At 59.8% G+C, this 24,869-nt stretch carries 24 protein-coding genes; 7 read left to right on the top strand and 17 right to left on the bottom strand.

What is annotated here, in order from left to right:
- Positions 1-7: 7 nt before the first annotated feature.
- The 3 genes from ubiA to AC2FF7_RS00860 all read left to right on the top strand — a co-directional run bounded on the left by ubiA (position 8) and on the right by AC2FF7_RS00860 (position 3,268).
- Positions 8-970 carry a 4-hydroxybenzoate octaprenyltransferase gene (gene ubiA / locus AC2FF7_RS00870; protein WP_480866749.1) on the top strand — a complete coding sequence of 321 codons (963 nt, stop codon included), beginning with the start codon at positions 8-10 and terminating at the stop codon, positions 968-970.
- Between the two features lie 65 nt (positions 971-1,035).
- A complete protein-coding gene (locus tag AC2FF7_RS00865) occupies positions 1,036-2,946 on the top strand; it encodes an OmpA family protein (protein ID WP_496905058.1) in 1,911 nt (636 codons plus the stop codon).
- A gap of 1 nt (position 2,947) precedes the next feature.
- The gene (locus tag AC2FF7_RS00860) at positions 2,948-3,268 is read left to right on the top strand and encodes a hypothetical protein (protein WP_170353618.1); all 321 of its coding nucleotides are present in this window, start codon (positions 2,948-2,950) and stop codon (positions 3,266-3,268) included.
- A 1-nt stretch (position 3,269) separates the two neighbouring features.
- On the opposite strand, the gene AC2FF7_RS00855 is transcribed toward AC2FF7_RS00860, so the two are convergent.
- The 3 genes from AC2FF7_RS00855 to pgsA are packed head-to-tail and all read right to left on the bottom strand — an operon-like array spanning position 3,270 to position 4,635.
- Positions 3,270-3,716: a molybdenum cofactor biosynthesis protein MoaE gene (locus AC2FF7_RS00855; protein ID WP_480866745.1), complete on the bottom strand. Its 447-nt coding sequence runs from the start codon at positions 3,714-3,716 to the stop codon at positions 3,270-3,272.
- A 1-nt stretch (position 3,717) separates the two neighbouring features.
- Positions 3,718-3,963, bottom strand: coding sequence for a molybdopterin converting factor subunit 1 (gene moaD / locus AC2FF7_RS00850; protein WP_170353620.1), 246 nt, complete (start codon positions 3,961-3,963; stop codon positions 3,718-3,720).
- A gap of 3 nt (positions 3,964-3,966) precedes the next feature.
- On the bottom strand, positions 3,967-4,635 hold the full coding sequence (gene pgsA, locus AC2FF7_RS00845) for a CDP-diacylglycerol--glycerol-3-phosphate 3-phosphatidyltransferase (protein WP_496905057.1): 669 nt from the start codon (positions 4,633-4,635) through the stop codon (positions 3,967-3,969).
- Positions 4,636-4,806: 171 nt separating this feature from the next.
- Between pgsA and AC2FF7_RS00840 the strand changes: the two genes are divergently transcribed.
- Positions 4,807-5,691, top strand: coding sequence for a DMT family transporter (locus AC2FF7_RS00840; RefSeq protein ID WP_170751948.1), 885 nt, complete (start codon positions 4,807-4,809; stop codon positions 5,689-5,691).
- Here AC2FF7_RS00840 and uvrC read toward each other — a convergent pair.
- From uvrC to AC2FF7_RS00810, 6 genes are all read right to left on the bottom strand, one after another.
- Positions 5,688-7,562, bottom strand: a complete 1,875-nt coding sequence (uvrC, locus tag AC2FF7_RS00835; RefSeq protein WP_480866742.1) for an excinuclease ABC subunit UvrC — start codon at positions 7,560-7,562, stop codon at positions 5,688-5,690. The two genes, AC2FF7_RS00840 and uvrC, sit on opposite strands and share 4 nt — an antisense overlap.
- 290 nt (positions 7,563-7,852) lie before the next feature.
- Complete coding sequence (locus AC2FF7_RS00830) at positions 7,853-8,632, bottom strand: SDR family oxidoreductase (protein ID WP_496850235.1); 780 nt, start codon at positions 8,630-8,632, stop codon at positions 7,853-7,855.
- An 18-nt stretch (positions 8,633-8,650) separates the two neighbouring features.
- Positions 8,651-9,613, bottom strand: coding sequence for a calcium/sodium antiporter (locus tag AC2FF7_RS00825; protein ID WP_480866738.1), 963 nt, complete (start codon positions 9,611-9,613; stop codon positions 8,651-8,653).
- Positions 9,614-9,781: 168 nt separating this feature from the next.
- Positions 9,782-10,579, bottom strand: coding sequence for a S49 family peptidase (locus AC2FF7_RS00820; RefSeq protein WP_496905056.1), 798 nt, complete (start codon positions 10,577-10,579; stop codon positions 9,782-9,784).
- A gap of 113 nt (positions 10,580-10,692) precedes the next feature.
- Positions 10,693-11,454 (bottom strand): ABC transporter permease, encoded by a 762-nt coding sequence (locus AC2FF7_RS00815; RefSeq protein ID WP_480866737.1) that lies wholly within the window; start codon positions 11,452-11,454, stop codon positions 10,693-10,695.
- Positions 11,451-12,380, bottom strand: a complete 930-nt coding sequence (locus AC2FF7_RS00810; protein WP_170353628.1) for an ABC transporter ATP-binding protein — start codon at positions 12,378-12,380, stop codon at positions 11,451-11,453. The genes AC2FF7_RS00815 and AC2FF7_RS00810 overlap by 4 nt, the downstream gene beginning before the upstream one ends.
- On the opposite strand from AC2FF7_RS00810, the gene AC2FF7_RS00805 reads away from it, so the two are divergent.
- On the top strand, positions 12,379-12,528 hold the full coding sequence (locus AC2FF7_RS00805; RefSeq protein ID WP_480866735.1) for a hypothetical protein: 150 nt from the start codon (positions 12,379-12,381) through the stop codon (positions 12,526-12,528). The genes AC2FF7_RS00810 and AC2FF7_RS00805 overlap by 2 nt on opposite strands.
- A gap of 10 nt (positions 12,529-12,538) precedes the next feature.
- On the top strand, positions 12,539-13,627 hold the full coding sequence (locus AC2FF7_RS00800; RefSeq protein WP_496905055.1) for a CaiB/BaiF CoA transferase family protein: 1,089 nt from the start codon (positions 12,539-12,541) through the stop codon (positions 13,625-13,627).
- An 81-nt stretch (positions 13,628-13,708) separates the two neighbouring features.
- Here AC2FF7_RS00800 and hemE read toward each other — a convergent pair whose 3' ends face one another.
- On the bottom strand, positions 13,709-14,743 hold the full coding sequence (gene hemE / locus AC2FF7_RS00795; protein WP_496905054.1) for a uroporphyrinogen decarboxylase: 1,035 nt from the start codon (positions 14,741-14,743) through the stop codon (positions 13,709-13,711).
- A 106-nt stretch (positions 14,744-14,849) separates the two neighbouring features.
- On the opposite strand from hemE, the gene hemC reads away from it, so the two are divergent.
- Positions 14,850-15,809 carry a hydroxymethylbilane synthase gene (gene hemC, locus AC2FF7_RS00790; protein ID WP_496905053.1) on the top strand — a complete coding sequence of 320 codons (960 nt, stop codon included), beginning with the start codon at positions 14,850-14,852 and terminating at the stop codon, positions 15,807-15,809.
- A gap of 229 nt (positions 15,810-16,038) precedes the next feature.
- On the opposite strand, the gene AC2FF7_RS00785 is transcribed toward hemC, so the two are convergent.
- From AC2FF7_RS00785 to AC2FF7_RS00755, 7 genes are all read right to left on the bottom strand, one after another.
- On the bottom strand, positions 16,039-17,316 hold the full coding sequence (locus AC2FF7_RS00785) for an aspartate aminotransferase family protein (protein ID WP_480866727.1): 1,278 nt from the start codon (positions 17,314-17,316) through the stop codon (positions 16,039-16,041).
- A gap of 1 nt (position 17,317) precedes the next feature.
- Positions 17,318-18,421, bottom strand: coding sequence for a mandelate racemase/muconate lactonizing enzyme family protein (locus AC2FF7_RS00780; RefSeq protein ID WP_496905052.1), 1,104 nt, complete (start codon positions 18,419-18,421; stop codon positions 17,318-17,320).
- Between the two features lie 109 nt (positions 18,422-18,530).
- Complete coding sequence (locus AC2FF7_RS00775) at positions 18,531-19,646, bottom strand: mandelate racemase/muconate lactonizing enzyme family protein (RefSeq protein ID WP_496905051.1); 1,116 nt, start codon at positions 19,644-19,646, stop codon at positions 18,531-18,533.
- A complete protein-coding gene (locus tag AC2FF7_RS00770; protein WP_496905050.1) occupies positions 19,643-20,749 on the bottom strand; it encodes a mandelate racemase/muconate lactonizing enzyme family protein in 1,107 nt (368 codons plus the stop codon). Before AC2FF7_RS00770 ends, AC2FF7_RS00775 begins: the two co-directional genes overlap by 4 nt.
- Positions 20,746-21,321 carry a dimethylsulfonioproprionate lyase family protein gene (locus tag AC2FF7_RS00765; protein WP_480866721.1) on the bottom strand — a complete coding sequence of 192 codons (576 nt, stop codon included), beginning with the start codon at positions 21,319-21,321 and terminating at the stop codon, positions 20,746-20,748. Before AC2FF7_RS00765 ends, AC2FF7_RS00770 begins: the two co-directional genes overlap by 4 nt.
- On the bottom strand, positions 21,318-22,400 hold the full coding sequence (locus tag AC2FF7_RS00760) for an alcohol dehydrogenase family protein (RefSeq protein WP_480866719.1): 1,083 nt from the start codon (positions 22,398-22,400) through the stop codon (positions 21,318-21,320). Before AC2FF7_RS00760 ends, AC2FF7_RS00765 begins: the two co-directional genes overlap by 4 nt.
- Complete coding sequence (locus AC2FF7_RS00755) at positions 22,397-24,853, bottom strand: FAD-dependent oxidoreductase (RefSeq protein WP_496905049.1); 2,457 nt, start codon at positions 24,851-24,853, stop codon at positions 22,397-22,399. Before AC2FF7_RS00755 ends, AC2FF7_RS00760 begins: the two co-directional genes overlap by 4 nt.
- Positions 24,854-24,869 lie beyond the last annotated feature (16 nt).

Below are 24,869 nucleotides of genomic sequence, written 5' to 3'. Positions count from 1 at the left end.
CCTTAATATGCAAGGCAATGCCCCAACACCAGACGGTCAGGTCGCTGATGCCGTAAGCGGCAACTGGGTCGACACCCATGCGCCCGCCTTCACCCGCCCCTATCTACGCCTAAGCCGCGCAGACCGGCCCATCGGTACATGGCTGTTGCTGATTCCCTGCTGGTGGGGTCTTGCGCTGGCCATCCTCAGCGATGGCACCCCGCGATGGGAAGACCTTTGGATCGCCGTTGGCTGCGCAATCGGCGCTTTTCTGATGCGCGGCGCGGGCTGCACGTGGAACGACATCACTGATCGCGAGTTCGATGCTAAGGTCGAGCGTACTCGGTCGCGTCCGATCCCATCAGGTCAGGTCACGGTACGACAAGCGGTTGTCTGGATGGGGCTGCAATGCCTGTTGGCGTTGGGTATTCTGCTGACCTTCAATCAAGCTGCGATCGCGATGGGCGTCCTCTCGCTGTTGCCGGTGACAATATATCCGTTCGCAAAACGCTTTACATGGTGGCCCCAGGTGTTTTTGGGACTGGCGTTCAACTGGGGCATTCTGCTGGCCTGGGCAGCGCATACCGGAACGGTCGGGGTGCCCGCGATCACGCTCTATCTGGCCGGAATCGCCTGGACGCTGTTCTACGACACGATCTATGCCCATCAGGACGCCGAAGATGACGAGTTGATCGGCATCAAATCCACTGCACGCCTGTTTGGTTCGGATACAGCCAGATGGCTGAAATACTTCCTCGTTGCGACCGTGTCGTTGATGGGGCTGGCGATCATCGACGCGGCAACGACTCAGGCCTCGATCATGGCGCTTTTTGTTGCGCTGGCCGGGCCTTGGGCGATGGGGTGGCACATGGCGTGGCAATTGCGCGGACTGGACACCGAGGACAACGCCAAACTGCTGCAGTTGTTCCGCGCAAATCGCGACACCGGCCTTATTCCGCTGATCTTCCTTTGCGTGGCCTTGCTGGTCTGATTGCACCTCGGGCCGGGCCTCTGTAAGAGTCCGGCTCAATCACCCGAGGAGTCTTCTGTCTGCACATGCGCCTGCCTTATCTCCTAGCTGTTGCCTTTATCTTCCTGGTTTCTGCCGGGCTGTCTCTGCTGGCCGCCAGTTACTCGGTCACCAAGGTCGAAGAGGCATCGGAATTCGCGGTGCGCCGCGCGCTTGATCTGAAAGGCCATGACTGGGCCGAGGTCGAATCTGACGGCTTGCGCGTCATACTGACTGGCACCGCTGCTGACGAAGCCGCGCGTTTCAGCGCCCTGACCGCTGCCGGCACCGAAGTCGACACCTCGCGCGTTATTGACGAGATGGAAGTCGCTCCAACAACCCAACTGGCACCACCCAAGTTTTCAGCCGAAATTCTGCGCAATGACAGCGGTATTTCGGTAATAGGTCTGGTCCCGCTCAGCCAGGACCGCGAGGCATTGATGGAGCGTTTGCATCGGCTGGACGGGGACAATGTATCGGACCTTCTTGAGACCGCCGACTATCCTAAGCCCAAAGGCTGGGATGAGGCACTAACCTACGCGATCGAAGCCCTTGTTCGGCTTCCACGCGCCAAGATTTCGGCCAGTCCGGGGTTGGTGAGGATTACCGCTATCGCCGACAGCCAGCAGGAAAAGGAACGGCTTGAACAGGATTTGACGCGTGCTGCGCCACCCAGCCTTAGGATCGGATTGTCGATCACGGCCCCGCGGCCGGTGATCACGCCGTTTACGCTGCGCTACATTGTCGATGCCGAAGGCGGTCATTTCGACGCGTGTTCGGCGCCTGATCAGGATTCCCGAAACGCCATCATTGCCACCGCCGAAGCGGCAGGGCTGACCGGACCCTACACCTGTACGATCGGGTTGGGCGTTCCATCACCCCGCTGGTCCGAGGCCGCAACGCTCAGCATCAAAGCGTTGGCTCAGATCGGTTTGGGATCTGTGACCATGTCTGACGCCGACATCACGCTGGTCGCCGAGATGGGTACGAACGCCGCCACGTTCGACCGCGTGGTCGGCGAGCTTGAGAATGCGTTGCCCGAGGTCTTCGCCCTTCACGCCGTCCTGCCCGAGCCTGAAACCGACGAACCCACAGGCCCGTCCGAGTTTTCCGCCACGCGCAGCCCCGAAGGGCTGGTCCAAATGCGCGGACGCTTGGGTGATGAAACCCTTAGGGACATGGTCGACAGCTATGCCCGCGCGGCGTTTGGCTCGGAACAGGTTTATACCGCAACTCGCGTTGTGCCTGACCTGCCCACCGACTGGGCCGTGCGCGTCCTGGCCGGGCTTGAGGCGCTGTCATTACTGCACAAAGGTGCTTTGACTGTGACGCCGGACGATGTCATGCTGATCGGCGTCAGCCATGAACCCGACACCAGAGCGCGCATCGCTGGCCTTTTGTCCGACAAGCTAGGCGAAGCGCAGGAATACACACTTTCGATCACCTACCAGAAACCTCCGGAACCCGAAGACGCACTGCCAGACCCCGAGCAATGCGAAGACCGCATTGCCGAAGTTCAGACGTCCAGCAAGATCGCCTTCGAACCTGGCTCGGCCACGGTGGCGGCGGATTCGCGTGATACTGTGAACCAGATCGCCGACATTCTGCGCGAATGCGGCCCAATCCGGATGGAGATCCAGGGCCACACCGACAGTCAGGGCCGGGAAGAGATGAATCAGCAGCTTAGCCAGTCACGGGCACAGTCCATCCTAAACGAGCTGCGCGGACGGCGCGTTCCCACCGCAAGCTACACTGCAGTGGGATACGGCGAAACGCAACCTATCGCCGACAATGGCTCCGAGGAAGGTCGCGAGGAAAACCGTCGGATTGAATTTCGCCTGATCCGCCCTGAACCCGTCGCCAATTCCGAGACGGGTCTGGAAGCGCTGGAACAGGACACACAGCCGTCAGAAGACGCACAAACAGACGCCGAAGAAACCGGCGCAGGGGACCAGTAAGTTGAACAGACTAGAATTCATCATCGCCACCGCCGTCATTTTGTTTGCAGCGTTTTGTATGGGGTGGTTCGCCAACTGGCTGGCCCATCGCCTGTCCCGCGTGCGCCAAAGCGACGTAGCCGATCTGGACCGCATGAGCCAGGAGTTGCATGAGGCCGAGGAAACCCGCGATCAGGCCATCACCTATCTGCAGCAGCGCGAGGCCGAACTTACCAACCAGCTGACGCAAACCGAGGCCGAGCTGTCCGCCGCAATGGATGGGTTGCGCGCCGCACGGCAAGAGGCCGAAGAGCTGCGCGGGCGCATCAACAACGCGGATTAAGTCACCAGCGCGTGAGCGCGTCCTCGTCCTCGTCCTTGGCGGCGACCCAGTCGGCGCCTGCTTTGGTGATCTCTTTCTTCCAGAATGGCGCGCGGGATTTCAGGTAATCCATCAGGTATTCTGCCGCCTCGAACGCATCTTTGCGGTGGCGCGAGGCTGTGGCCACCATCATAATCCGATCCCCCGGAGCCAGCCGCCCGTGGCGGTGAATCACCAGCACATCGCCCAGCGACCATCGCGACTGTGCTTCTTCGGCGATCTTGGTCAGGGCGCGCTCGGTCATGCCGGGATAGTGCTCGATCTCCATCACGTCCAGATCGCTTGTGGCCAAATCGCGCACAACACCAGTGAAGGTTACGATGGCCCCATTTGCGGCCTCATCCCCGGCAGCAAAGGCGTTGGCCTCGGCGCCCATGTCGAAAGGGGCTTCTTGTACGACGATCCGCATCTTAGCCACCTGTCATGGGCGGAAAGAACGCAACTTCGCGCACGCCCGACAGGGGGGCGTCAAAGTCCGACAGTTCCTGATCCAGCGCCACGCGCAGCGCCGACAGGTCGGCAAAAGCGGCGGCATAGCGATCTTCGCGCGCGGTCAGTTCCGCGACCAGCTCGGATACGGTTGCGGCTTGTGTTTCGACCTTTTCCTTGGGAAGACCGATGCGTTCACGCACCCATGCGAAATACAGCACATCCATCGCTTAGCTCTCCTTCAGATGGGGCATGGCTTTACGTAGGTAGTCATAGCCGGTGATCAACGTCAGCGTCGCCGCGATCCACAGCAGCCACAGACCGACCCGGCCCGACCAGAACATACCTTCCAGATGCCAGCGGACGTGGCTTACGTCCTCAAGCTGTCCAATGAGAACCTGATCAATGGTCGCAGGGTCCATGCCAAACGTGGCCATGACAAAGTAGTGTTCAAAAATTCCCTGTGAAAACAAAACCGCAATGGCAAACATCTGTGCTGTGGTCTTCCATTTGGCCAGCTTGGTCACTTTCAAAGTTCCCGCCACATCGCCCAGATATTCCCGCAACCCCGAAACAAACACCTCGCGGAACAGAATCACGGTGGCGGGCAGCACCAGCCAAGGCGTCCAATGCTCGGTCGAATAGCCCACAAGGATCATCAACGCGATCACCACCATCGCCTTGTCAGCAATAGGGTCCAGCATCGCTCCGATCTTGGTTTCCTGTTTCCAAGCACGGGCCAGATACCCGTCGAACCAGTCGGTGATCGCCGCTGACATGAACAGGATCAGGGCAAACCAGTCGGCATAGGGCCGGGTGAAATACAAAAACATCACGGCCAGACCGGGGGCGGCCAGAAGGCGCAGCACGGTCAAGATATTGGGCAAGTTCCACTTCATGAAGAAAACTCTACATCGCCGGTTCAGGACATAAAAGATGGGCCATTGAAAATCTGACCCGATCACAGGCAGTTGTGGCCTTCGGGGTCAAAGGGTCGCAACCCCGATCACACGGCTTGGCGCGCGCGGGCTTTGCGGTCAGATTGGCGGCTGGCCCAGACAGAGCGATACATGACCCGTCACATTCAAACCGACCCCCGATCGAACCTGATCGGCAGCGCATGGATGATCGCCGCAATGGCACTGTTCGCGCTTGAGGATGCGCTGATCAAAGCGGCCTCGGCGGCGATTCCGATCTGGCAGGTGCTGGTTCTGTTCGGCGCAGGCGGCGCGGTGATCTATGCCGTGGTGGCCCTGCTGCGCGGCACACGGCTGTTTCAAGCCGATGTACTGTCGCGCCCGATGAAGGTGCGTGCGGTATTCGAAATCCTGGGGCGGTTGTTCTATGTGCTGGCCATCGCGCTTACTCCGCTGTCATCGGCCACGGTGATCCTGCAGGCTACGCCCTTGGTCGTCGTCGCCGGGGCCGCACTGGTTTTTGGCGAAACCGTCGGCTGGCGCCGGTGGAGCGCCATTCTGATCGGCCTTGTCGGCGTCGTGATCATCATCCAACCGACCGGGGACAGCTTCTCGGCCCTGTCCATCCTTGCGGTTCTGGGGATGCTGGGCTTTGCCGGGCGCGATCTGGCCAGCCGCGCCGCGCCCGCGTCACTGGGGACCGAGGTGCTGGGGTTCTACGGGTTCCTTTGCATCATAATCGCCGGTCTGGCCTATCGGTTCTGGGAGGGCACACCGATGCAGCCCTTAAGCCCGCAAGTCAGCCTGCATATGACCGGCGCAGTCATCATGGGCGTCATGGCCTATGCCGCGCTGATGAAGGCGATGCGCACGGGTGAGGTCTCATCCGTCACGCCTTTCCGCTATTCCCGGCTGCTGTTCGGGATCGGGTTGGGCGTGGTCATGTTTGGTGAGCGGCTGGACCAGACCATGTGGATCGGGTCGGCGCTGATCGTGGCCTCGGGGCTGTATATCCTGTGGCGCGGGCGGCGAGCCTAGCCCTTGTCGTGGAAGAAATCATAGACCTTCTGCGCCAACCCGGCTGAAATCCCGTCCACCGCCCTGAGATCCGCCAGATTGGCCCGGCTAACCGCTTTGGCGCTGCCGAAATGGGTCAACAGGGCGCGTTTGCGCGCCGACCCTACGCCGGGGATTTCGTCCAGAGGTGTCGCCCCCACCGCCTTGGCCCGTTTGGCGCGATGGGTGCCGATGGCGAAGCGGTGCGCCTCATCCCGCAGGCGTTGAATGAAATACAGCACCGGATCGTTACGTTTCAGCGCAAAGGCGCGTTGGCCGATGCGGTGGAATTCCTCTTTGCCGTGGTCGCGATCCACACCTTTGGCGACGCCGACCATCGGGATGTCTTCGACACCGTGTTCGACCATGATCTCATGCACCGCGCTGACCTGCCCAGCGCCGCCGTCGATCAAAAGCAGGTCGGGCCAATGGCCCTTGTCCCGGTCTGGGTCTTCTTTCAACAGACGAGTGAAACGGCGGGTCAGGACCTCTTTCATCATGCCAAAGTCGTCGCCCGGCGTCAGGTCATCGCCCCGGATGTTGAACTTGCGATAGGCGTTTTTCATGAACCCCTCGGGGCCCGCTACGATCATCCCACCCACCGCGTTGGTGCCTTGGATATGGCTGTTATCGTAAACCTCAATCCGCTCGGGTGGCGTGTCCAGATCAAACGCCTCGGCCACGCCACGCAACAGCTTGGCTTGCGTGGCGCTTTCCGACATGCGACGGGCCAGCGACTCACGCGCGTTGCGCAGGGCCCCGGCGACCAGTTCTTGTTTCTCACCGCGCTGCGGCACAAGGATTTCGACCTTGCGACCGGCCTTTTCCGACAGCGCGTCCTGCATCAGATCAGCGTTCTCGACCCCGTCCGACAGGATCAACTGACGCGGCGGCTCCTTGTTGTCGTAGAACTGACCAAGGAAAGCCTCCATCACCTCGGCCGGCGACACATCCGCCCCGACCCGAGGGTAAAAGTCCTTGTTGCCCCAGTTCTGGTTGGCCCGGATAAAGAACACCTGCACACAGGCTTGCCCACTATCCATATAGAGGCCGATCACATCCGCCTCGGCCACGCCGCGCGGGTTGATGCCCTGGCTTGTCTGCACCTGCGTCAGCGCCCGGATTCGGTCGCGCAGGCTGGCGGCGCGTTCGAACTCCATCGCCTCGGACGCGGCCATCATCTGTTCGGCCAGTTCTTCCTGCACCTTGGTCGACCGGCCCGACAGGAAACGTTCTGCATCCTTGACGCTTTCGCCGTAGTCGCTTTCCGAGATCAACCCAACACACGGCCCAGAACAGCGCTTGATCTGATACAGCAGACAGGGCCGCGTGCGGCTGTCGAACATAGAATCCGAGCAGTTGCGCAGCAGGAACGCCTTTTGAAGCTGGTTCAGCGTGCGGTTCACGGCCCCCGCACTGGCGAAGGGGCCAAAATAGGCGCCCTTTTCTTTCTTCGCCCCGCGATGTTTCTTGATCTGCGGAAACCCATGATCCTTTGACACCAGAATGTTCGGAAAACTCTTATCGTCGCGCAGCAGCACATTGTACTTAGGCTTGAGCTGCTTGATCAGGTTCTGCTCCAGCAGCAGCGCCTCGGTCTCGGTCCGCGTGGTCAGAAACATCATCGAAGCCGTCGCGGCGATCATCTTCTCGATCCGCCCCGAATGTCCAGGCCGCGTATAGTTCGACACCCGCGCCTTCAGGTTTCGCGCCTTGCCGACATAAAGAACCCGACTGTCGGCATCCAACATCCGGTAAACGCCCGGAGAGCTGTCCAGCGTTTTCACATATCGCTGTATACATTCGTATCCAACGCTTTGGGTTTCGGAGTTCGATTCGTTCTGGACGGTCATGTGTCTGAAATATGATTCCCTGACCATGGCTGCAATCTTGAGCGCCTCAGATCAAGAGAAAACAAATCCACGGTTTCTGTGGATAAGTATGAAGATAAGTTTCCGGGTATCGCGATTTTCCCTTAATTCATTAAGGATTCCTTGGTTTGCACAAAAATTAGGCAATAACCTAACCAACTGTTTTTCAACGTTATTTTTTCTCAAACGAGACAAGTGCATGAAAAACAATACATTTTTGTAACGTGTTGGTAACGGAAATGAGAGCGGTGCAAAACTTATCTGAGAATTACCTATTCAACGCCCAAAACATCCGGAGTTTGCCAGCCAAGATGCTGCCCGCCATCCACACATAAAAGCTGCCCTGTGACCGCCTGTGCATCCAGAAAATACCCCAGCGCGGCAGTGATGTCTGAAGGGTTCGCGCCGCGCTCCAATACCGTGCTCCGCCGTTGCGCATTGAAGTGATCGACGCTTTGGCGGTGCCCCTGCATCGTGGGACCGGGACCGATTGCGTTGACGCGGATCGCCGGGGTCAACGCTTGCGCAGCAGTGCGGGTCAGCGCCCACAGGCCCATCTTGGCGATTGTGTAGGACATGAACTCGGGGGTCAGCTTGCGTACCCGCATGTCGACCATATTGACGATAAGACCGGTTGCGACCGGTTCGCCTGCCGCATCGGTGTCGGGCTGCAACCCTTGTTCAGCCATCGCCTGAGTCAGCACAAAAGGCGCGCGCAGGTTACTTTCGAGATGCCGGTCCCAGCTTTGCCGCGTGGCCGTTTGGATATTGTCGTATTCAAAGATCGAGGCGTTGTTGACCAGACAGGTGATCGACCCACCCAGTGCCTCGGCTGCGCGGGGCAACAGGGCGTTCACCTGCGCCTCGTCCAGCAGGTCGGTTTGTAGGGCAACAGCATTGCGACCCATTGATCGTATCTCGGCCACGACATCCGACGCCGGTTGTTCGGACGAAGCATAGTGGACAGCTACATCATATCCACGCTGCGCCAGATACAGGGCCATGGCCCGGCCAAGGCGAATACCTGCTCCGGTTACAAGGGCTCGGGTCATCGGGGACTCTCCGTCACATTACGCCAGCAATGTGACGATGTAGACCGCATAGAGCAGGGTCAACAGCAAGCCCCACACTCGCGTGATATCTTTCTTGAAAAACACGAACGGGATCAGCAGCAATGATGCGCCCAGCATGACCCACAGATCGAATTGCAGGAACTCGGGATCAACCGGAATTCGTCCGACCAATGTCGCGATACCGACAATGGCCAACAGGTTGAACATGTTTGACCCGATCACGTTACCTAGCGCAACGTCTGCCTGACGCCGCAACGCCGCCATAACAGTCGTGGCCAATTCGGGCAGAGACGTACCGACCGCCACCAAAGTCAGACCGATAATCGTTTCACTGATCCCATAGGTGCGCGCGATCACGGTTGCGTTTTCGACCAGCAGATGCGCGCCCATCGGCAATCCGATCAGACCCAGCAGCAGATAGATCGCGACCTTCCAGTACGGCATATCCGGGTCGGCCTCTTCGAGACCATCCAGTTCTTCGCCATCGTTGCAAGCCTCACCACAGGCTTTCCGATGGGCATGGGCCTCGCGGAAGGCATTCCAAAGGACCAGAGCCAGTGCAGCCAGCAGGATACCTCCGCTGACCAGATTGAATTCGCCCAAGAAAGCCAACCCAATAAACAACACTGTGGCCATGATCATGAAGACATAGTTCTTGCGGCTGTCGCATTCGCTTGTGTGCAAAGTGGCAAGCAACGCTGGAAGGCCCAGTACCAGCAGGATGTTGGCCGTGTTCGACCCGACCACGTTCCCGAGCGCAATACCCGGCGCGTTTTCCTTGATCGCACTGATAGCGATCAACAATTCAGGCGCCGAAGTGCCAAAGGCCACAATCGTCAGACTGACGATCAACGCAGGTACGCCCAGACGCAGGCTCAGGTTTACCGCACCACGCACAAGCGCATCCCCTGCCAGCAACAGGATCAGCAATCCGAGGCCGGATAACAGCCATGCCGTCATGTACGGCCTCCTTTTTTGCAGGCGCAGGGGCCTTTACCGATCCTGAACCGCCCGCAGCGCGGACACCGTGCCGATTGCAACCTTTTCTGTCCGGGAAAACGCAGCTTACCAAACATGGCCAACACGCCCATGGCGATCAGGAAGAGGGTGACAATCTTGATAATCACGTCACAACCCAAAACGCGCATAGGCCGCGCGTTCCTCAAGCCCTGCAATCGCATCTTGTGCCAAAGAAGCACCGAACCGGGACCACAAAGGTTTCCGCAACCCATAGCGCCGGAATTTTACCTTGTCGCCGAACCGCTCTTGCATCTTGGGTTTCAGATGAGCAATCCCGTCGATCAATCCCAATTCCTGCGCGCGACGCGCCAGCCAAATCTCGCCGGTGAAGAGGTCCTGACTCTCATCCAGTTTTCCATCACGTCGGGTTTTGACATGGGCGATGAAATTTTCGTGAATATCACCCAAAAGGCGCTCTAGCCGGGCAACGTCCTCTTTCTTTTCGGGCGAGAACGGGTCGAGCATTGATTTCGACTCTCCGGCCGTATGCACGCGCCGCTCGATCCCCTGACGTTTCAAAAGTACATGCGCACCAAAGCCGGATGAGATCACTCCGATGGACCCCAGAACCGAACTGTCGTCGGCATAAATCTCATCAGCTGCAGCTGCCAGCCAATACCCGCCCGAGGCGGCGACGTCTTCGACAAATGCTATGACAGGAACGTTTAATTTCTCAGATAACCGCCGAATACGCGCACCGATCAAAGAACTTTGCACCGGTGAGCCACCGGGCGAGTTGACCTCGAGCGCGACGGCGGCGGGTTTGCCTTTGCGAAAGGCTTTCTCAAGAACCGGGGCCAGCGATGTGTCGGACATCGACCCTCGGCCGGCCATTCCGATGGCTCCGGACAGACGCACAATGGCCACGCATGGCTGCTTTTTGACAAAGGGCAGGCTGAGTTTCATGGGAGCCGATGTAGAGTGCGCCATTGTGCTAAACAAGGGACCGTTTGAACGTTAGATGCAGCCGGATCACATTTCCCGGAGTTGATGGGCAAAAATGCAACGCCAAACGCACCCTAGCTGCGAATGCGCCAGCCGGTTTTGAAAATCCACCAGATGATGCCAAGGCAAATGCCTGTAAAGACCACGATTGCCAGCAGGCTGAAGCCTATCGGCACATCAGCCAGCCCATAAAACGACCATCTGAAACCTGAAATCAGATAGACTACCGGATTGAACAATGTGATCGTTTGCCAAACCGGCGGCAGCATCGAGATCGAATAGAATGTGCCCCCCAAAAAGATCAACGGCGTTACCACCAGTTGCGGCACCAGCGACATCTGCTCGAAGTTGCCTGCCCAGATGCCAATTATGAATCCAAGCAGTGAGAAACTGAGGCAAGTCAGCACCAGAAACGCCACCATTGCCAGCGGATGTTCGATCCGTAAATCCACAAAAAACGTCGCCGTGATCAGGATCACCACCCCTACAAAAAGCGCCTTGGTCGCCGCCGCCCCCACATAGCCGACCACGATCTCGATAAAGTTCACAGGGGCCGAGAGCAGCTCGTAGATCGTGCCAAGGAATTTGGGGAAATAAATCCCGAAAGACGCGTTCGATATCGACAACGTCACCACCGACAGCATGATCAAACCCGGCACGATGAACGCGCCATAGGATACGCCCTCAACTTCTTGGATACGACTGCCGATCGCAGTACCGAAGACGACGAAATACAAAGAGGTCGACAGAACCGGAGACAAAAAGCTCTGTGCCAGCGTCCGGAAGAACCGGGCCATTTCGAACCGGTAAATAGCAGCGATTGCGGACCAGTTCATGCGGGCTCTCCCGACACCAGATTGACAAATATTTCTTCCAGGCTCGACTGGCGGGTCTGCACGTCGCGCAGAATGAGCCCGGCTTGCGCCACATCGTTCAGCAACGTGGTGATGCCGGTGCGGTCGGCATGGGTATCGTAGGTATAGATCAGGGCATCGCCATTGCCATTCAGCGTCAGGTTATGCGCTGCAAGACTGTCGGGGATCGACGCGATGGGATCGGTCAACATGACTTCGATCTGCTTCTTGCCCATTTGCGCCATCAGAGTGTTCTTGTCCTGAACCAGCAGCAATTCGCCTTTGTCGATGACACCAACGCGGTCGGCAATTGCTTCGGCCTCTTCGATGTAATGAGTGGTCAGAATGATCGTGACGCCGGCCTGTTTCAGTTCGGCCACGATCTCCCACATATCCTTGCGCAATTCGACATCAACACCGGCGGTGGGTTCATCCAGAAACAGCACGCGCGGCTCATGCGCCAACGCTTTTGCGATCAGCACCCTGCGCTTCATCCCGCCCGACAGCTCTTTGATGGCGTTGCGGCGCTTGTCCCACAGGGACAGCTTGCGCAGGATCTCTTCGATCCGCGCGTCATCTCGGCCCAAGCCAAACAGCCCACGCGACAAACGTACCGTGTTCCAGACTTTTTCGAATGGCTCCAGCGCGATCTCCTGCGGGACAAGGCCGATCATCCGGCGCGCAGCGCGAAAGTCGGACTGGATGTCATGCCCTCCGACCGTAACTGTACCCGAGCTCGGCGTGGTAATTCCGCAGATGGTTGAAATCAGAGTTGTTTTGCCCGCGCCATTCGGACCCAGCAAGGCCAGAATCTCACCCTGCCGAATGTCCAAAGTCACGCCCTTAAGCGCTTCAAACCCGTCAGCATAGGATTTTCGCAAATCCCTGATCGAAAGAATGGTGGTCATGCTGTTTCCCTGTCCTGACGGCGACCCTACCCCGGTGGGCGAGCGCAGAACAGACCCATTCCGCACCGGCCGTTACGCGGATTTTGCCGAACCCAGCTCGGGCTTGCAATTCACCGGCATTCCCGAAAACCTGCGGCGATACTTATAGGAGCGGCAAAATGCTGAACGGTTTTCGGATCATCGAATTCGAAGGGCTGGGCCCCGCGCCCTTCGCCGCCATGTTGCTGGCAGATATGGGCGCAGATGTGATCACCATCCACCGCAAGGGAGGGGCAGGAACACCTGGAATGCCCGAGCAATCGGTGCTGGATCGCGGCAAACGGTCGATTGCGTTGGATCTGAAAGACTCAGACGATCTGGACATCACCCAACGCCTGATCGCTTCTGGAGATGCACTTATCGAAGGATTCCGCCCAGGTGTCATGGAAAAGCTGGGCCTCGGCCCGGCTCCTTGCCACGCCCTGAACCCCAAACTGGTCTATGGCCGCATGACTGGTTGGGGCCAGAACAGCCCGCTGGCCAACACCGCGGGGCATGACCTGAACTACATCGCGCTGTCCGGCGCGCTCTGGTACGCGTCGCAAGCAGGTCAGCCGCCACAAACTCCCGCGACTCTGGTGGGCGACATCGGCGGTGGTGCCATGTATCTGGTGGCGGGCCTCCTGGCCGGCCTGCTACATGCTCAAAAGACAGGGGAAGGCACCGTCGTCGATGCCGCCATCTACGACGGCTCGGCCCATATGATGAACCTGCTGATGAGCCTGCGGCAAACCGAAAATCTTGATGAAATCAGAGGTCAAAGCCTTCTCGACGGCCCCCATTGGAGCCGCACCTACAGCTGCGCCGACGGCGGCTTCATCACGGTGCAATGCCTGGAACCCAAATTCTACGCCACATTCCTGCAGCTACTCGGCCTGTCAGAAGACCCGGACTTTGAACAGCAGTATGACATCACGCGCTGGCCCACGCTCACCAAACGCCTTAAAGCGATTTTCGCCCAACAACCGCGCGACCACTGGGCACACCTGTTCCACGGCTCAGACGCCTGCGTCGCGCCGGTCCTCAGCCCCGAACAGGCACTTGACCACCCAATGAACCAAAGCCGCCAAACTTGGACAACTCAGAACGGCACCCTGCAAGCCCACGCCGCCCCACGATACTCTACCCATGACTGGCAACCAAAACCCAGCCCAAATCGCGATGAACACCGGGCCGAGATTCTCGCCGACCTCGACACCAAAGACTGATCCGCCCTTCATCTGGCCAAAAACATCTCGGGGGATGAATTGGCCGCAGGCCAAGAAGGGGCTGGCCCCCTTCCACCCAGCTTAACGCGCGCGCACCGTGTCAATCATCAGCTGCACATTCTCAGGATCCGCATCCGGCGTGATCCCATGACCCAGATTGAAAATGTGCGGCCCCTTGGAAAATGCCTCAACGATCTTCCGCGTCTCATCCACCAAAGCCTGACCGCCCGTCACCATATGGGACGAGGCCAAATTGCCCTGCACACAACCATCCACCTGCACATCGGCCGCCGCCCAATCCGGCGCGACCGAATTGTCCAGCGCCACACAATCCACACCAGTCGCCTTGGCAAACCCAACATAGCCCTCTCCGGCCTCGCGCGGGAAACCGATGACCGGAATTCCGGGATGACGTTCTTTGATGGCCTGAGTGATCACACGGCACGGCTCGACCGCATATTTCTGGAATGCCTCGCCCTTCAGGGACCCGGCCCAGCTGTCAAAGATCTTGACCACCTCGGCTCCGGCCTCGATCTGGGCCGACAGATATTCGATCGTCGCCAGCGTAATCCGATCCAGCAGGGCCTCGAACAACGCCACATTGCCCTCGCGCAGCGCATGGGCCGGGCCCTGATCCGGCGTGCCGCGCCCGGCGATCATATAGGTGGCCACCGTCCAGGGCGCGCCCGCGAAACCGATCAGAGTCGTCTCGGACGGCAATTCCCGCGATAGGATTCGCACGGTTTCATAGACCGGCGATAAAGTCTCGTGAATCGCATCCACGGGCTTCAACGCGTCAAACTCGGCCTGTTGGGTTATGGTCGACAGGCGCGGGCCTTCACCGGTGACAAACCACAAATCCGCACCCAGCGCCTGCGGCACCAACAAGATATCGGCAAACAGGATCGCCGCGTCGAACCCATAGCGACGGATCGGCTGCAATGTGACTTCGGCCGCCAGCTCGGGGTTATAGCACAACGACAGGAAATCCCCCGCCTGCGCCCGCGTCGCGCGATATTCGGGCAGATACCGCCCGGCCTGGCGCATCATCCAGATCGGCGGCACATCCTGCACTTCACCTGCCAATGCGCGCAGTATCTTCTTTGTCTCGGCCATCTTTGCCCCCAATCATCTGGTTTGCGCCACGGGTCGGCCCTCAGTGGCAATTTGTCAAGCTCTGCCCCCATTGTCAGGGCAATGTGACGCGATTAAAGCTGAGGCCATGACATTGACCCTGCCCTCCCCCGCCCAACCTTTAAAGATCGGCTCCCGAGGATCGCCTCTGGCGCTGGCGCAAGCCTATGAAACCCGGCAGCGGCTGGCAGCGGCGTTCGATCTGCCCGAAGAGGCGTTCGAGATCGTGGTCATCAAGACCACCGGCGACAACCGCGCCATGATCGACGCAGACCGCCCTCTGAAAGAAATCGGCAACAAGGGCCTGTTCACCAAGGAGATCGAAGAGGCGATGCTGCGCGGCGATATAGACATCGCGGTGCATTCCACCAAAGATATGCCGGTGGAGCAGCCCGCAGGTCTGGTGCTGGACACCTTCCTGCCGCGTGAAGATGTGCGCGACGCGTTCATCTCGCCCAGCCTGAAATCAATTCACGACCTGCCGCGGGGTGCCACCGTCGGCACCTCATCCCTGCGCCGCCGGGCGCAGCTGTTGAATCGTCGGCCTGACCTGAACGTAGTGGAATTCCGAGGCAACGTGCAGACGCGGCTGAAGAAACTGGCGGACGGCGTGGCCGATTGTACCTTTCTGGCCATGGCCGGCATCCGCCGCCTGAACATGGAAGACGTCCCCGCCACCGCCATTGCACCCGAGGACATGCTGCCCGCCATCGCACAGGGCACCATTGGCATCGAACGCCGTAGCGACGATTCCCGTTCTGCGGGTATGCTGGAAGCGATTCACCACATTGAAACAGGGCAGCGTTTGGCCGCCGAACGCGCATTGCTGGCCGCGTTGGACGGCTCCTGCGAAACGCCAATCGCGGGTCTGGCTGAGATCAATGGGGGTCAGCTTCACCTGAAGGGCGAGGTATTGCGCCCGGATGGGTCTGAGGCGATCACCGAAGACGTTGTAGGATCGATTGAAGACGGCGTCGACATGGGCCGCACAGTTGCTAAAACCCTGCTTACACAGGCGGGCGTCGGATTCTTCGATTGGCGAAACTAAAAAAATTCACGCAATGTGAACTACTTCACTGCCGTCGCCTGATGAGTCAGGCATAACGCTTGCATACCGGTTGTGAAGTCGGCTCGGTCTCAAATAAGTCGAAAGTTTTGTAAGTCTGTACCGTTTTAAGTGGTGTTCGAGGGGGTGAGACCCGATCCTGAGATCCGATCAGTTAGGGCCGTTGTCATTGATTTGACAGCGGCCCGTCCCTTTTTTGCGCAGCGTGCGGTCATCTATTGGCAATCAACTCGACCGCCGTATTGACCGCTTCCCTTGTCATTTCAATATCCGTGTCAGTTACCGCAAGGGAAGGGTAGAGCTTTCCGGGCGATTTAAAGATGCCACTCGCCCGTAAGCTGTTGTTGTAATCCACGTTGCGTCGGGGGTCATCGTGCCGAGAGCTGCGATAATCGCGACACTGGGCATCGGTGAAATAGATATCAAACAGAGTTTCATCGCCACAAACCTGATGCGGGATACCGGCCGCTGTCAGCGCATCAACCTGCATCTGTTGCAACGCGGACCCTGTGGCCCTCAGACGCTCATAGGTACCTTCACGGCGTAGGATTTCCATCGTTTTCAACCCTGCGGCAGAGGCAACCGGATTGCCCGACAATGTGCCCAGTTGCATCAGCCAGCCGTCTTCGCCGACCTGCGCCTTGTCGAAATGCTTCATGATCTCGGTGCTTGCGCCCAGCGCGGCCAGAGGGAAGCCACCACCGGTAATCTTGCCCAGCGTGCAGATATCGGGCGTCACGCCGTATTTCTCTTGCGCGCCGCCATAAGCGAGGCGGAAACCGGTCACGATCTCGTCAAAGATCAGCAGGACATTGTGTTTGTCGCACAGGTCGCGCAGCCCTTGCAGATATCCGGGCATTGGCGGAATGATCCGTTGCAGCGGCTCGACCATAATCGCGGCGATATCGTCATGTTCGTCCAACAGCGCCGCAACGGCCTCAAGGTCATTGTACGGTGCGATCAGCATCTGCTCGGCCACGCCCGCCGGGATGCCGGCGCTGTCGGGCACCGCCTGTGGGAAGTTCACATGGCGGCTGGGGGCGAGGCTCATCTGCGCCTCGGCGCTCATGCCGTGATAGCCGCCCTCGAACTTCAGGATCTTGTCGCGCCCGGTATAGGCGCGGGCCAAGCGGATGGCGTACATGTCGGCCTCGCCACCCGAGGCGACAAAGCGCACCTGTTCGCAACACGGCACGGCGTCGATGATTGCCTCGGCCAGTTCGATGCCTTTGGCGTTGTTGGCGAAAAAAGTCATGCCCTTGGGCAGTTGTTCCAGCACCGCCTCCATCACCTCGGGGTGGCCGTGGCCCAACAACATCGGTCCGGAGCCGATCAGATAGTCTATATATTCCGTGCCGTCCTCATCCCAGACGCGACTGCCTTCGCCACGGGCGATGATGATGCCGGGGTCGAAATTGCCAAATCCCCCGGCGGGCAAGGCGGCGTTGGCGCGGGTGATCCATTCGGATTGGGTGTTGATCTTGAGCATCTCAGGCGATCTCCAATATCGGGGAACCAAGGGTTTCCAGGTCAGGCGTCACGCCCAGACCGGGGCCTTCGGGCGGGGCGATGCGACCGTCTTTGCGGCTGGGGGCATCCGGGCAGAGGCGCGGGCCCACGTATGAGGACAGATCGCAGGTGTTCATCAACGAGCCATGCGGGGTCGAAGCCGCGAAATGCAACGCGGCGGCGGTGACGATATCGGATCCCCATGTGCATTCGGCGCAGATCTCGGCCCCCAGATGCACTGTCAGATCGCGCGCGCGGCGCATAGCCGACAGACCGCCGAACTTGGACAATTTCAACGCAACCGCATCCATGCAGCCCAATTCATGCGCGCGCAGCAGCGAGGCGAGATCATGTGCGTTTTCGTCGATCTTCATCGGCAGGCCGGTGGCTTGCCGCACGGCGGCGCAATCCTCCAGCGTTTTGCAGGGCTGTTCCAGCATCACATCCAAATGCGCCACGGCGCGGCCCGTGCGTGTGGCCTGCAGGCGCGATGCGCCGCAGTTCCAGTCTCCGTAAACGATGGGGCCTGAACCCACAGCTTCGCGCACTTTGGTCAAGCGTTCGGCATCGGCCTGCCAGTCGGCTTCGACCCCCAGCTTGACCTGAAACTGGCGAATACCGGTCTGATAGGCGGCCTGCGCGATGCGGGCCATCTCATCGGGGTCTATGCAGGTGATCGAGTGATAGAGCGGCATGTCCTTGCGCGTGCGCCCACCCAACAGCGCATAGACCGGCTGGCCTGTGGCCTGGCCGAACAGGTCCCATAGGGCAAGATCGACGGCCGATTTTGCGTAGCGGTGGCCCTGTAGAAACCCGTCGAGCTTGCGCATCGGGGCATCGGCCCCGAAGGGCGACATTCCGAGGATTTCCGGGGCCATTTCGGTGATCGCCGCTGGGACGCCATCGGCATAGGCGGGCAGATAGTGGGGAATCGGGCAGATCTCGCCCCATCCTTTAAGGCCAGTATCGGTTTCAAGGCAAAGCACATGGGTTTTGACGGTGGCGCAGGTTTTGCCCTCGGCCATGTGGTAGGTTTCGTGGCTGGTGAGGTCGACGGACCAGAGGGTGATGGCGGTGATTTTCATTCAGGCCGTCCTTGGGGTGTTGATGTTGTGCAGTCAGAGGGGCCAGCCCCTCTCTTGGCCTTCGGCCAATTCACACCCCGAGATATTTCTAGCCAGATGAAGGGGCGGATCATCGCGGGGCCTCGTAGGTTGCGATTGGGGGACCGAGGGTATCTTCGTCGGGGTGGACGCCAAGGCCCGGGGTTTCCGGCAGGTGGAGGTGTCCGTTATTGTTACGGGGACCGCGACCGTTGGCGATGTCGACGGTGATCATATCCTGGCAGGCCCAGACGGCATGGCAGTTCTGATCGGGGATGGTGGCGGCCAGATGCAGGGCTTCGGTATCGGCAAGAACGGTGCCTCCGGTGGCCATGACGAACATGTCGATCCCGTGGGCCAGCGCGATATCGCGCATTCGGGCTGCCTTAGTAAGGCCGCCGACACGGTTTAGCTTGATGCCAAAGACCTCGGCCAGACCATGGCGCGCGATGCGGGTGGCGTCTTGCAGGGTGACGAGGCTTTCGTCCACTGAGACGGGTGAGGCGTGGCGACCCGAGATGGCGGCGATGTCGTCGAGGGATTCGCAGGGTTGTTCGAAGATCACCTGCAAAGGCTCGCAGGCTTTCATCACGCGCAGCGCCTGTTGGCGAGTCCAGCCCCGGTTCACGTCATAAAGAACAATCTCGCCGGGGCGGCGGAAGCTTTCAACATCTTGAACGCGGGCTATGTCGCGTTCGACGTCTCCGCCGATTTTGACCGAATGGGCGATGTAACCACGGTCGCGGTAGCGGGTCATCACCTCGCGCGTTTCTTCAGCGGTTTTGGCACCGACGGACGAGGCAATCGGGCGTGGGGTGCGGGAACCGCCGCCCATCAGATCAGCAATTGGCAGGCCCGCTGCTTGCCCGGCGATGTCCCAACAGGCCATGTCGATCGGACTTTTGGCATAGAGGTGGCCGGGCAGCGCCGTATCCATGGCGCGTTCCACATCAAGCACGCGGCGCGGATCCAGGCCCAGAATAAACATGGCCATGGTCTCGATTCCCGAACGGATACCCGGACCGTGGGCCGGCACATAGGTATGGCCCCAGGGCGTGCCCTCGCCCCAGCCGATCAAGCCAGTATCGGTTTCGATCTTAACCAGCGTTGCGTCCAGCGTTTCGAATTTCAGACGCCCGCCAGACAGCCAATAGGGATGTTCGAGCGGCAGGTCGATTTGGTTGACGGTGATGGTTTTGATCTTCATAGCGCGTACTCTGCCACGGGCGCGCCGAGGCTTTTGAAATCAGGGGTGACACCTAAACCTGGCGCATCTGGCGCGTAGAGCTTGCCGTTTCGCGACACAGCCCCGCCGCATCCGGTCGAGCGGGTGTTGTAGTTCATCAGGTCTGTGGTGTTTTGCAGGTATTCCTCGGGCGTAGAGGCGGCAAAATGGGCGACGGTGGCAGTGGTGATTTCACCGCCCCATGTATCCTCGGCCACCACTGGAATACGGTTTTCAATCAGAAAATCGCGCACCCGCCGAGCCTTGCTGAGCCCGCCGAGATTGGAAAGCTTCAGGCAGCAGATCTCGGCCCCCCGGTCCGCGACGATCCGCTGCGCCATGTGCATTCCGGTCAGGCATTCATCCAGCTTCATCGGCTGTTCGGCCACGCGGCGGACCTGTTGGCATTCCTCGTACGTTCTGCAGGGTTGTTCGAGGATAAAGTCCAGGTCGCGCGTCGCCCGAGCCACTCGGATCGCGTTATCCACGCGCCAGCCCTGATTGGCGTCGGCCATGGCGATCTCACCCGGTTGCAGCAAAGGGACCGTGGCCCTGATGCGGTCGATATCCGTGGTCCAATCTACGCCCACCTTGATCTGGAACTGACGGTATCCCTGATCACGATAGGTGTTCATCTCGTCCACGGTTTCATCGACCGGTTTCTGCGGTGCCACCCGATACATCGGGGCACCGTCCGTCAGCTTGCCGCCCAGCAACATCCAGACGGGCTGCGCGCAGGCCTGCCCCAGAATATCCCAGCACGCCGCGTCGAACGGAGCCTTGGCATAGCCGTGCCCCTGCACCAGATGGTCCATCATCTGTTCGATCCGCCCAACCTGCCGTGGATCCTCGCCCAGCAGAGATGGGGCGACCAGACCGGCCAAAGCAGGAACGCCCTGAGAATGCGCAACTATGTAATTCTCGCCGCAGGGCGTGAATTCTCCACAGCCCTGCAGCCCGGCATCGGTGTCGATCACTACAACCGAGGCGATGGCCGTCTGAATCGCGTTGCCCGCACCCCAAACATAGGCCCCGCCGACATAGGGCAGCCCGGTCTGATAGATACGGATTCGAGTGATTTTCATGCGGCGTCCATCCGGGGCAAGGCGTCCAGCCCTTCGCCGCGCCACAACACGTAGGTCAGGATGGGGCTGTCGGTGGTCGTCATGGCGTGGCTTTGCCAACTGGTGTGCAGACGAGTTTGGTTGGGTGTTAGTTCGGCGTCATTGCCAGCGACGTGAAACCTCGCACGGCCGGCGGCGATGAGGTACAGTTCTTCGGCCTGATGGCTGTGCCAATTATAGGCCAACCCCTCACCCCAAAAGGCCACGTAACCGCGCAGCTTTGTCGAGTGGAAATGGCCCGTGGGACCGAACAGTTCATAATAGCCAAAACGGTTCAGGAAGTCGGCACCGACTTCGTCTTCGGTGTAAGTCAGCTTCCAATCGGCGAGATGCGCGGTTGCGCAGATCGCCTTCGTAAGGGCTTGGGTCGGCCCCACATCGGACTGGATCGCCTGCACGAGAGGAACCGCCGGGATCGCGTTTGGCGACACGTCAACGGCGCACAGATCATCTGGCCAATCACCGAACGCAGCCAGATCAGGATGCGTTTGGTGCAGCTGTCGCGCGGCGTTCAGCACATCATCCAAAGTCATGGGATCACCACGATATTGCCGGTGTGCTGCTTGGCGATGAAAGCCGCCTGCGCCTCGCGCAACTCCTCAAGCGGGTATGTGGCTGCAAGAGCCGGTTTGATCTCACCCGCCTCGATATATTTCACGAGGTTCTGCATGACTTGCGGATCAATCACGGTAGAGCCGGTGAAGGTCAGGTCGCGCAGATAGAAGGTGCGCAAGTCGAACTCAACCATCGGGCCCGCGATGGCTCCGGAGCAGGTATAGCGTCCGCCGCGTTCGAGGATGTCGACCAGGGTCGGCCAGTAGGGGCCGCCGACCACATCTGCGACCACCGTGATCTTTTCACCGCCCAACGCGGCACGCAGGTTTTCCGGTGCGCGCGGCAGGATCATGTCAGGACCAAGCTGGGCGACGTCGGCATGTTTCGCCTCGGACGCCATTGCGATAACGCGCGCGCCACGCCGTTTGGCCAATTGCACCAATGCGCCGCCGACACCACCCGAGGCTCCGGGCACCAGAACCGTGTCTTTCTCGGCGACATTGGCGCGGGTCAGCATCCCTTCGGCGGTTGAGTAGGAGCAAGAAAACGTCGCCAACTCCGCATCCGACAAATCAGAGGTAATCGGCACTGCATTCACGGCCAGAGTGGTGGCATATTCGGCAAACCCTCCGTCCCGTTCCGAGCCGTAGTAGCCGGTTTTGTCCTTGTTTCCGGGATCATCCGGGTTGCGCAACCAGCCGTCGGTGATTACGCGCTGACCGATACGGGCGGGGTCGACACCTGCACCCACGGCTACGATATAGCCACAGATATCCGCCCCCTGGATGCGCGGGAAGGTGATCGGGTTGCCGCCCCAGGTGGGGTCTTCCTCACCCACCTCATCAAACGCGCCGCCGGTGGTCGCGTCGGTGACTGTCTTGGAATACCAGCCCGACCGCGTATTGACGTCCGTGTTGTTCAGACCGCAGGCGGCGACCTTGATCAATACTTCATGAGCCCCAGGTTCGGGGCGAGGCCAGTCTGGGTGAAGCACCATCTGCTCTAGACCGCCATGGCCCATCGTGACCATAGCTTTCATTCTATCAGGCAAGATCATTGCGCGGCCTCCAGTACAGCGTCGGTTCGTGGCAGCAGGCTTTGCGGATCATAGGCCGGTTCGCCCAGCACTCGCGCTGCACGGGATTGACCGTGGATCACGACCTGCAATGCGGTGCCGGGCGTGGCGGCCTCGGGCTTGATGTAGGCAAAGGCGAGGATCTTGCCGACGGTATCCCCATAGACCACTGAAGCGGTCGAGCCGACCACGCGACCATTCAGCATCACTGCCTCACCGCCATGGCCGTCGATCTCACCATCCGGTTCGATTTCCAGATAGGCGCAAATCCACGGAAGGTCGGTGTTCAGGGTCATGTCCTTGCCCAGATACTCCTTGTCGGTGCGCGCAAAGCGCAGCACGTCCGCCTCGGCCAATGTGACTTCATTGGTTAGTTCACCCGCGCCTTTGAAGCCTTTCTCCATCCGCATCACGTTCATGGCAAAGCTGCCGTAGTCGGCGATGCCATGCGGCTCACCCGCACCCCAAAGTGCGTTGTAAACGTCGAGGCAAGCGGCGTTGGACATGTGCAACTCCCAGCCCAGTTCCCCGGCATAGGACATGCGGAACGCCCAGACCTTGTGGCCTGCGATTGTGATTTCCTGCGCGGACAACCAGCGGAACCCGACATTGGTCAAATCGGCATCGGTGCAGCGCGCCAGTACGTCCCGCGATCGGGGACCGTTCAGCGACAAGGCTGACCAATCGGACGAGAGGGCGGTAATCTGAACATCCTCATCCGCCCGCTGTTGCGTCAGGTGATCCAGCAAGCGCTGTTCGAAGAACGCGGCGCATACCAGATAGAAGCGATCTTCAGCCATGCGGACAATCGTGGTCTCCAACTCGATCCGGCCCCGGCGGTTCAGCATATGGGTCAGCGTGATCGAGCCCACTTTTTGCGGCATCCGGTTGGCCGTCAGCCGATCCAGTAGGGCGTAGGCATCCGGCCCCGAAACCTCGACCTTGGTAAAGGCCGTCACATCCATGATGCCCACGCGTTCGCGCACCGCCTTGACCTCGGCGGCCACCATGTCGTCGGCTGGGGTACGGCGGAAGGAATAGTGGTCGCGCTGTTCCACCCCATCGCGGGCGAACCAGCGGGGGCGCTCGAACCCATAGACTTCCTCATGCACCGCGCCCTTGGATTTCAGCAGCTCATAGAGCGGCGATGGCTTGATCGGACGCCCTTCGAGACGGTTGAAATGCGGAAAGGGGATTTCGTGGCGCAGGCAGTAATCTTCCACGGCCTTGATCACCTGCCAGTCCTTCGTGGCATAGCTGCCGAACCGGCGCGGGTCGAATTCGCGCATCGAGATATCGGCCGCCCCATGCACCATCCAGCGTGCCAGTTCGCGGGTCAGACCCGGCCCCCAGCCAATGCCGATCTGCGTACCGCAGCAGCACCAGTAGTTCTGCACACCCGGCGCAGGCCCGATCAACGGGTTGCCGTCCGGCGGGTGCGAGATCGCGCCGTGCACGTCACGCTGAATGCCCAGTTCGGCAAAGATCGGCATACGGTTCAGGCTTTCCTCAAGCCACGGCATCACACGGTCGTAATCCGCGTCGAACAGCCAGTTTTCGTATTCCCACGGGCAGTGATCATGCCAGACCGAGTTCGGGTTCTCTTTCTCGTAAATCCCGATCAGCCCGCGCTGTTGCTCCATCCGGATATAACCCGAGACCTTGCGGTCGTCGCGGATCACCGGCAATTCCGTGTCCAGATTCTGGAACTCGGGCACCGGCTCGGTCACGAAATAATGGTGGGTCATCGAGGTCATCGGCAGTTGTAGACCGGACCATTCGCCCATCTGGCGGGCATAGGTGCCGCCTGCGTTCACCACATGCTCGCAGGTGATGGTACCCATCTCAGTTTCAACCACCCACTCGCCATTCTCGGCCTGCGTGATGTTCGTCGCGCGGCAGTTGCGGAAGATTTGCACGCCCTTTTGGCGCGCGCCCGTCGCCATCGCCATGGTCACATTTGTCGGGTCCACATGCCCGTCATCCGGCGTGTGCAGCGCACCCAACACACCGTCGAGATTGTAGAACGGATGCAGTTCGGCCACCTTCTCAGGACCGACCAGTTCGATGTTGAACCCCAGCGAGCGGCCCACCGACAAGGTGTGGCGCAGCCAGTCCATCTCATCCTCGGTATAAGCCAAGCGGAACGAGCCGCAGCCGTGCCATGTGACCGGCTGGCCGGTTTCAGCCTCCAACGCGCCGGAATAGAGACCGATATTGTAGTCCACGCATTTGCCCAGACCAAAGCTTGAGGTCGAATGCGTGATCTGGCCCGCCGCGTGCCACGTGCTGCCGCTGGTCAGCTCGGCCTTTTCTAGCAGGACGGTATCTTCGCCCCAACCTTCATGCGCCAGATGATAGGCCAGACCGACCCCCATGACGCCGCCTCCGACGATGACTACGCGAGCGTGGGTGGGCAATTTCTTCTCGGACATGACATTTCCTCTTCCC

The organism is Ruegeria sp. YTSC325, from assembly GCF_059609525.1.
Note: the sequence above shows the minus strand (reverse complement) of the source record. Positions and strands in the feature narration are given on the sequence as shown.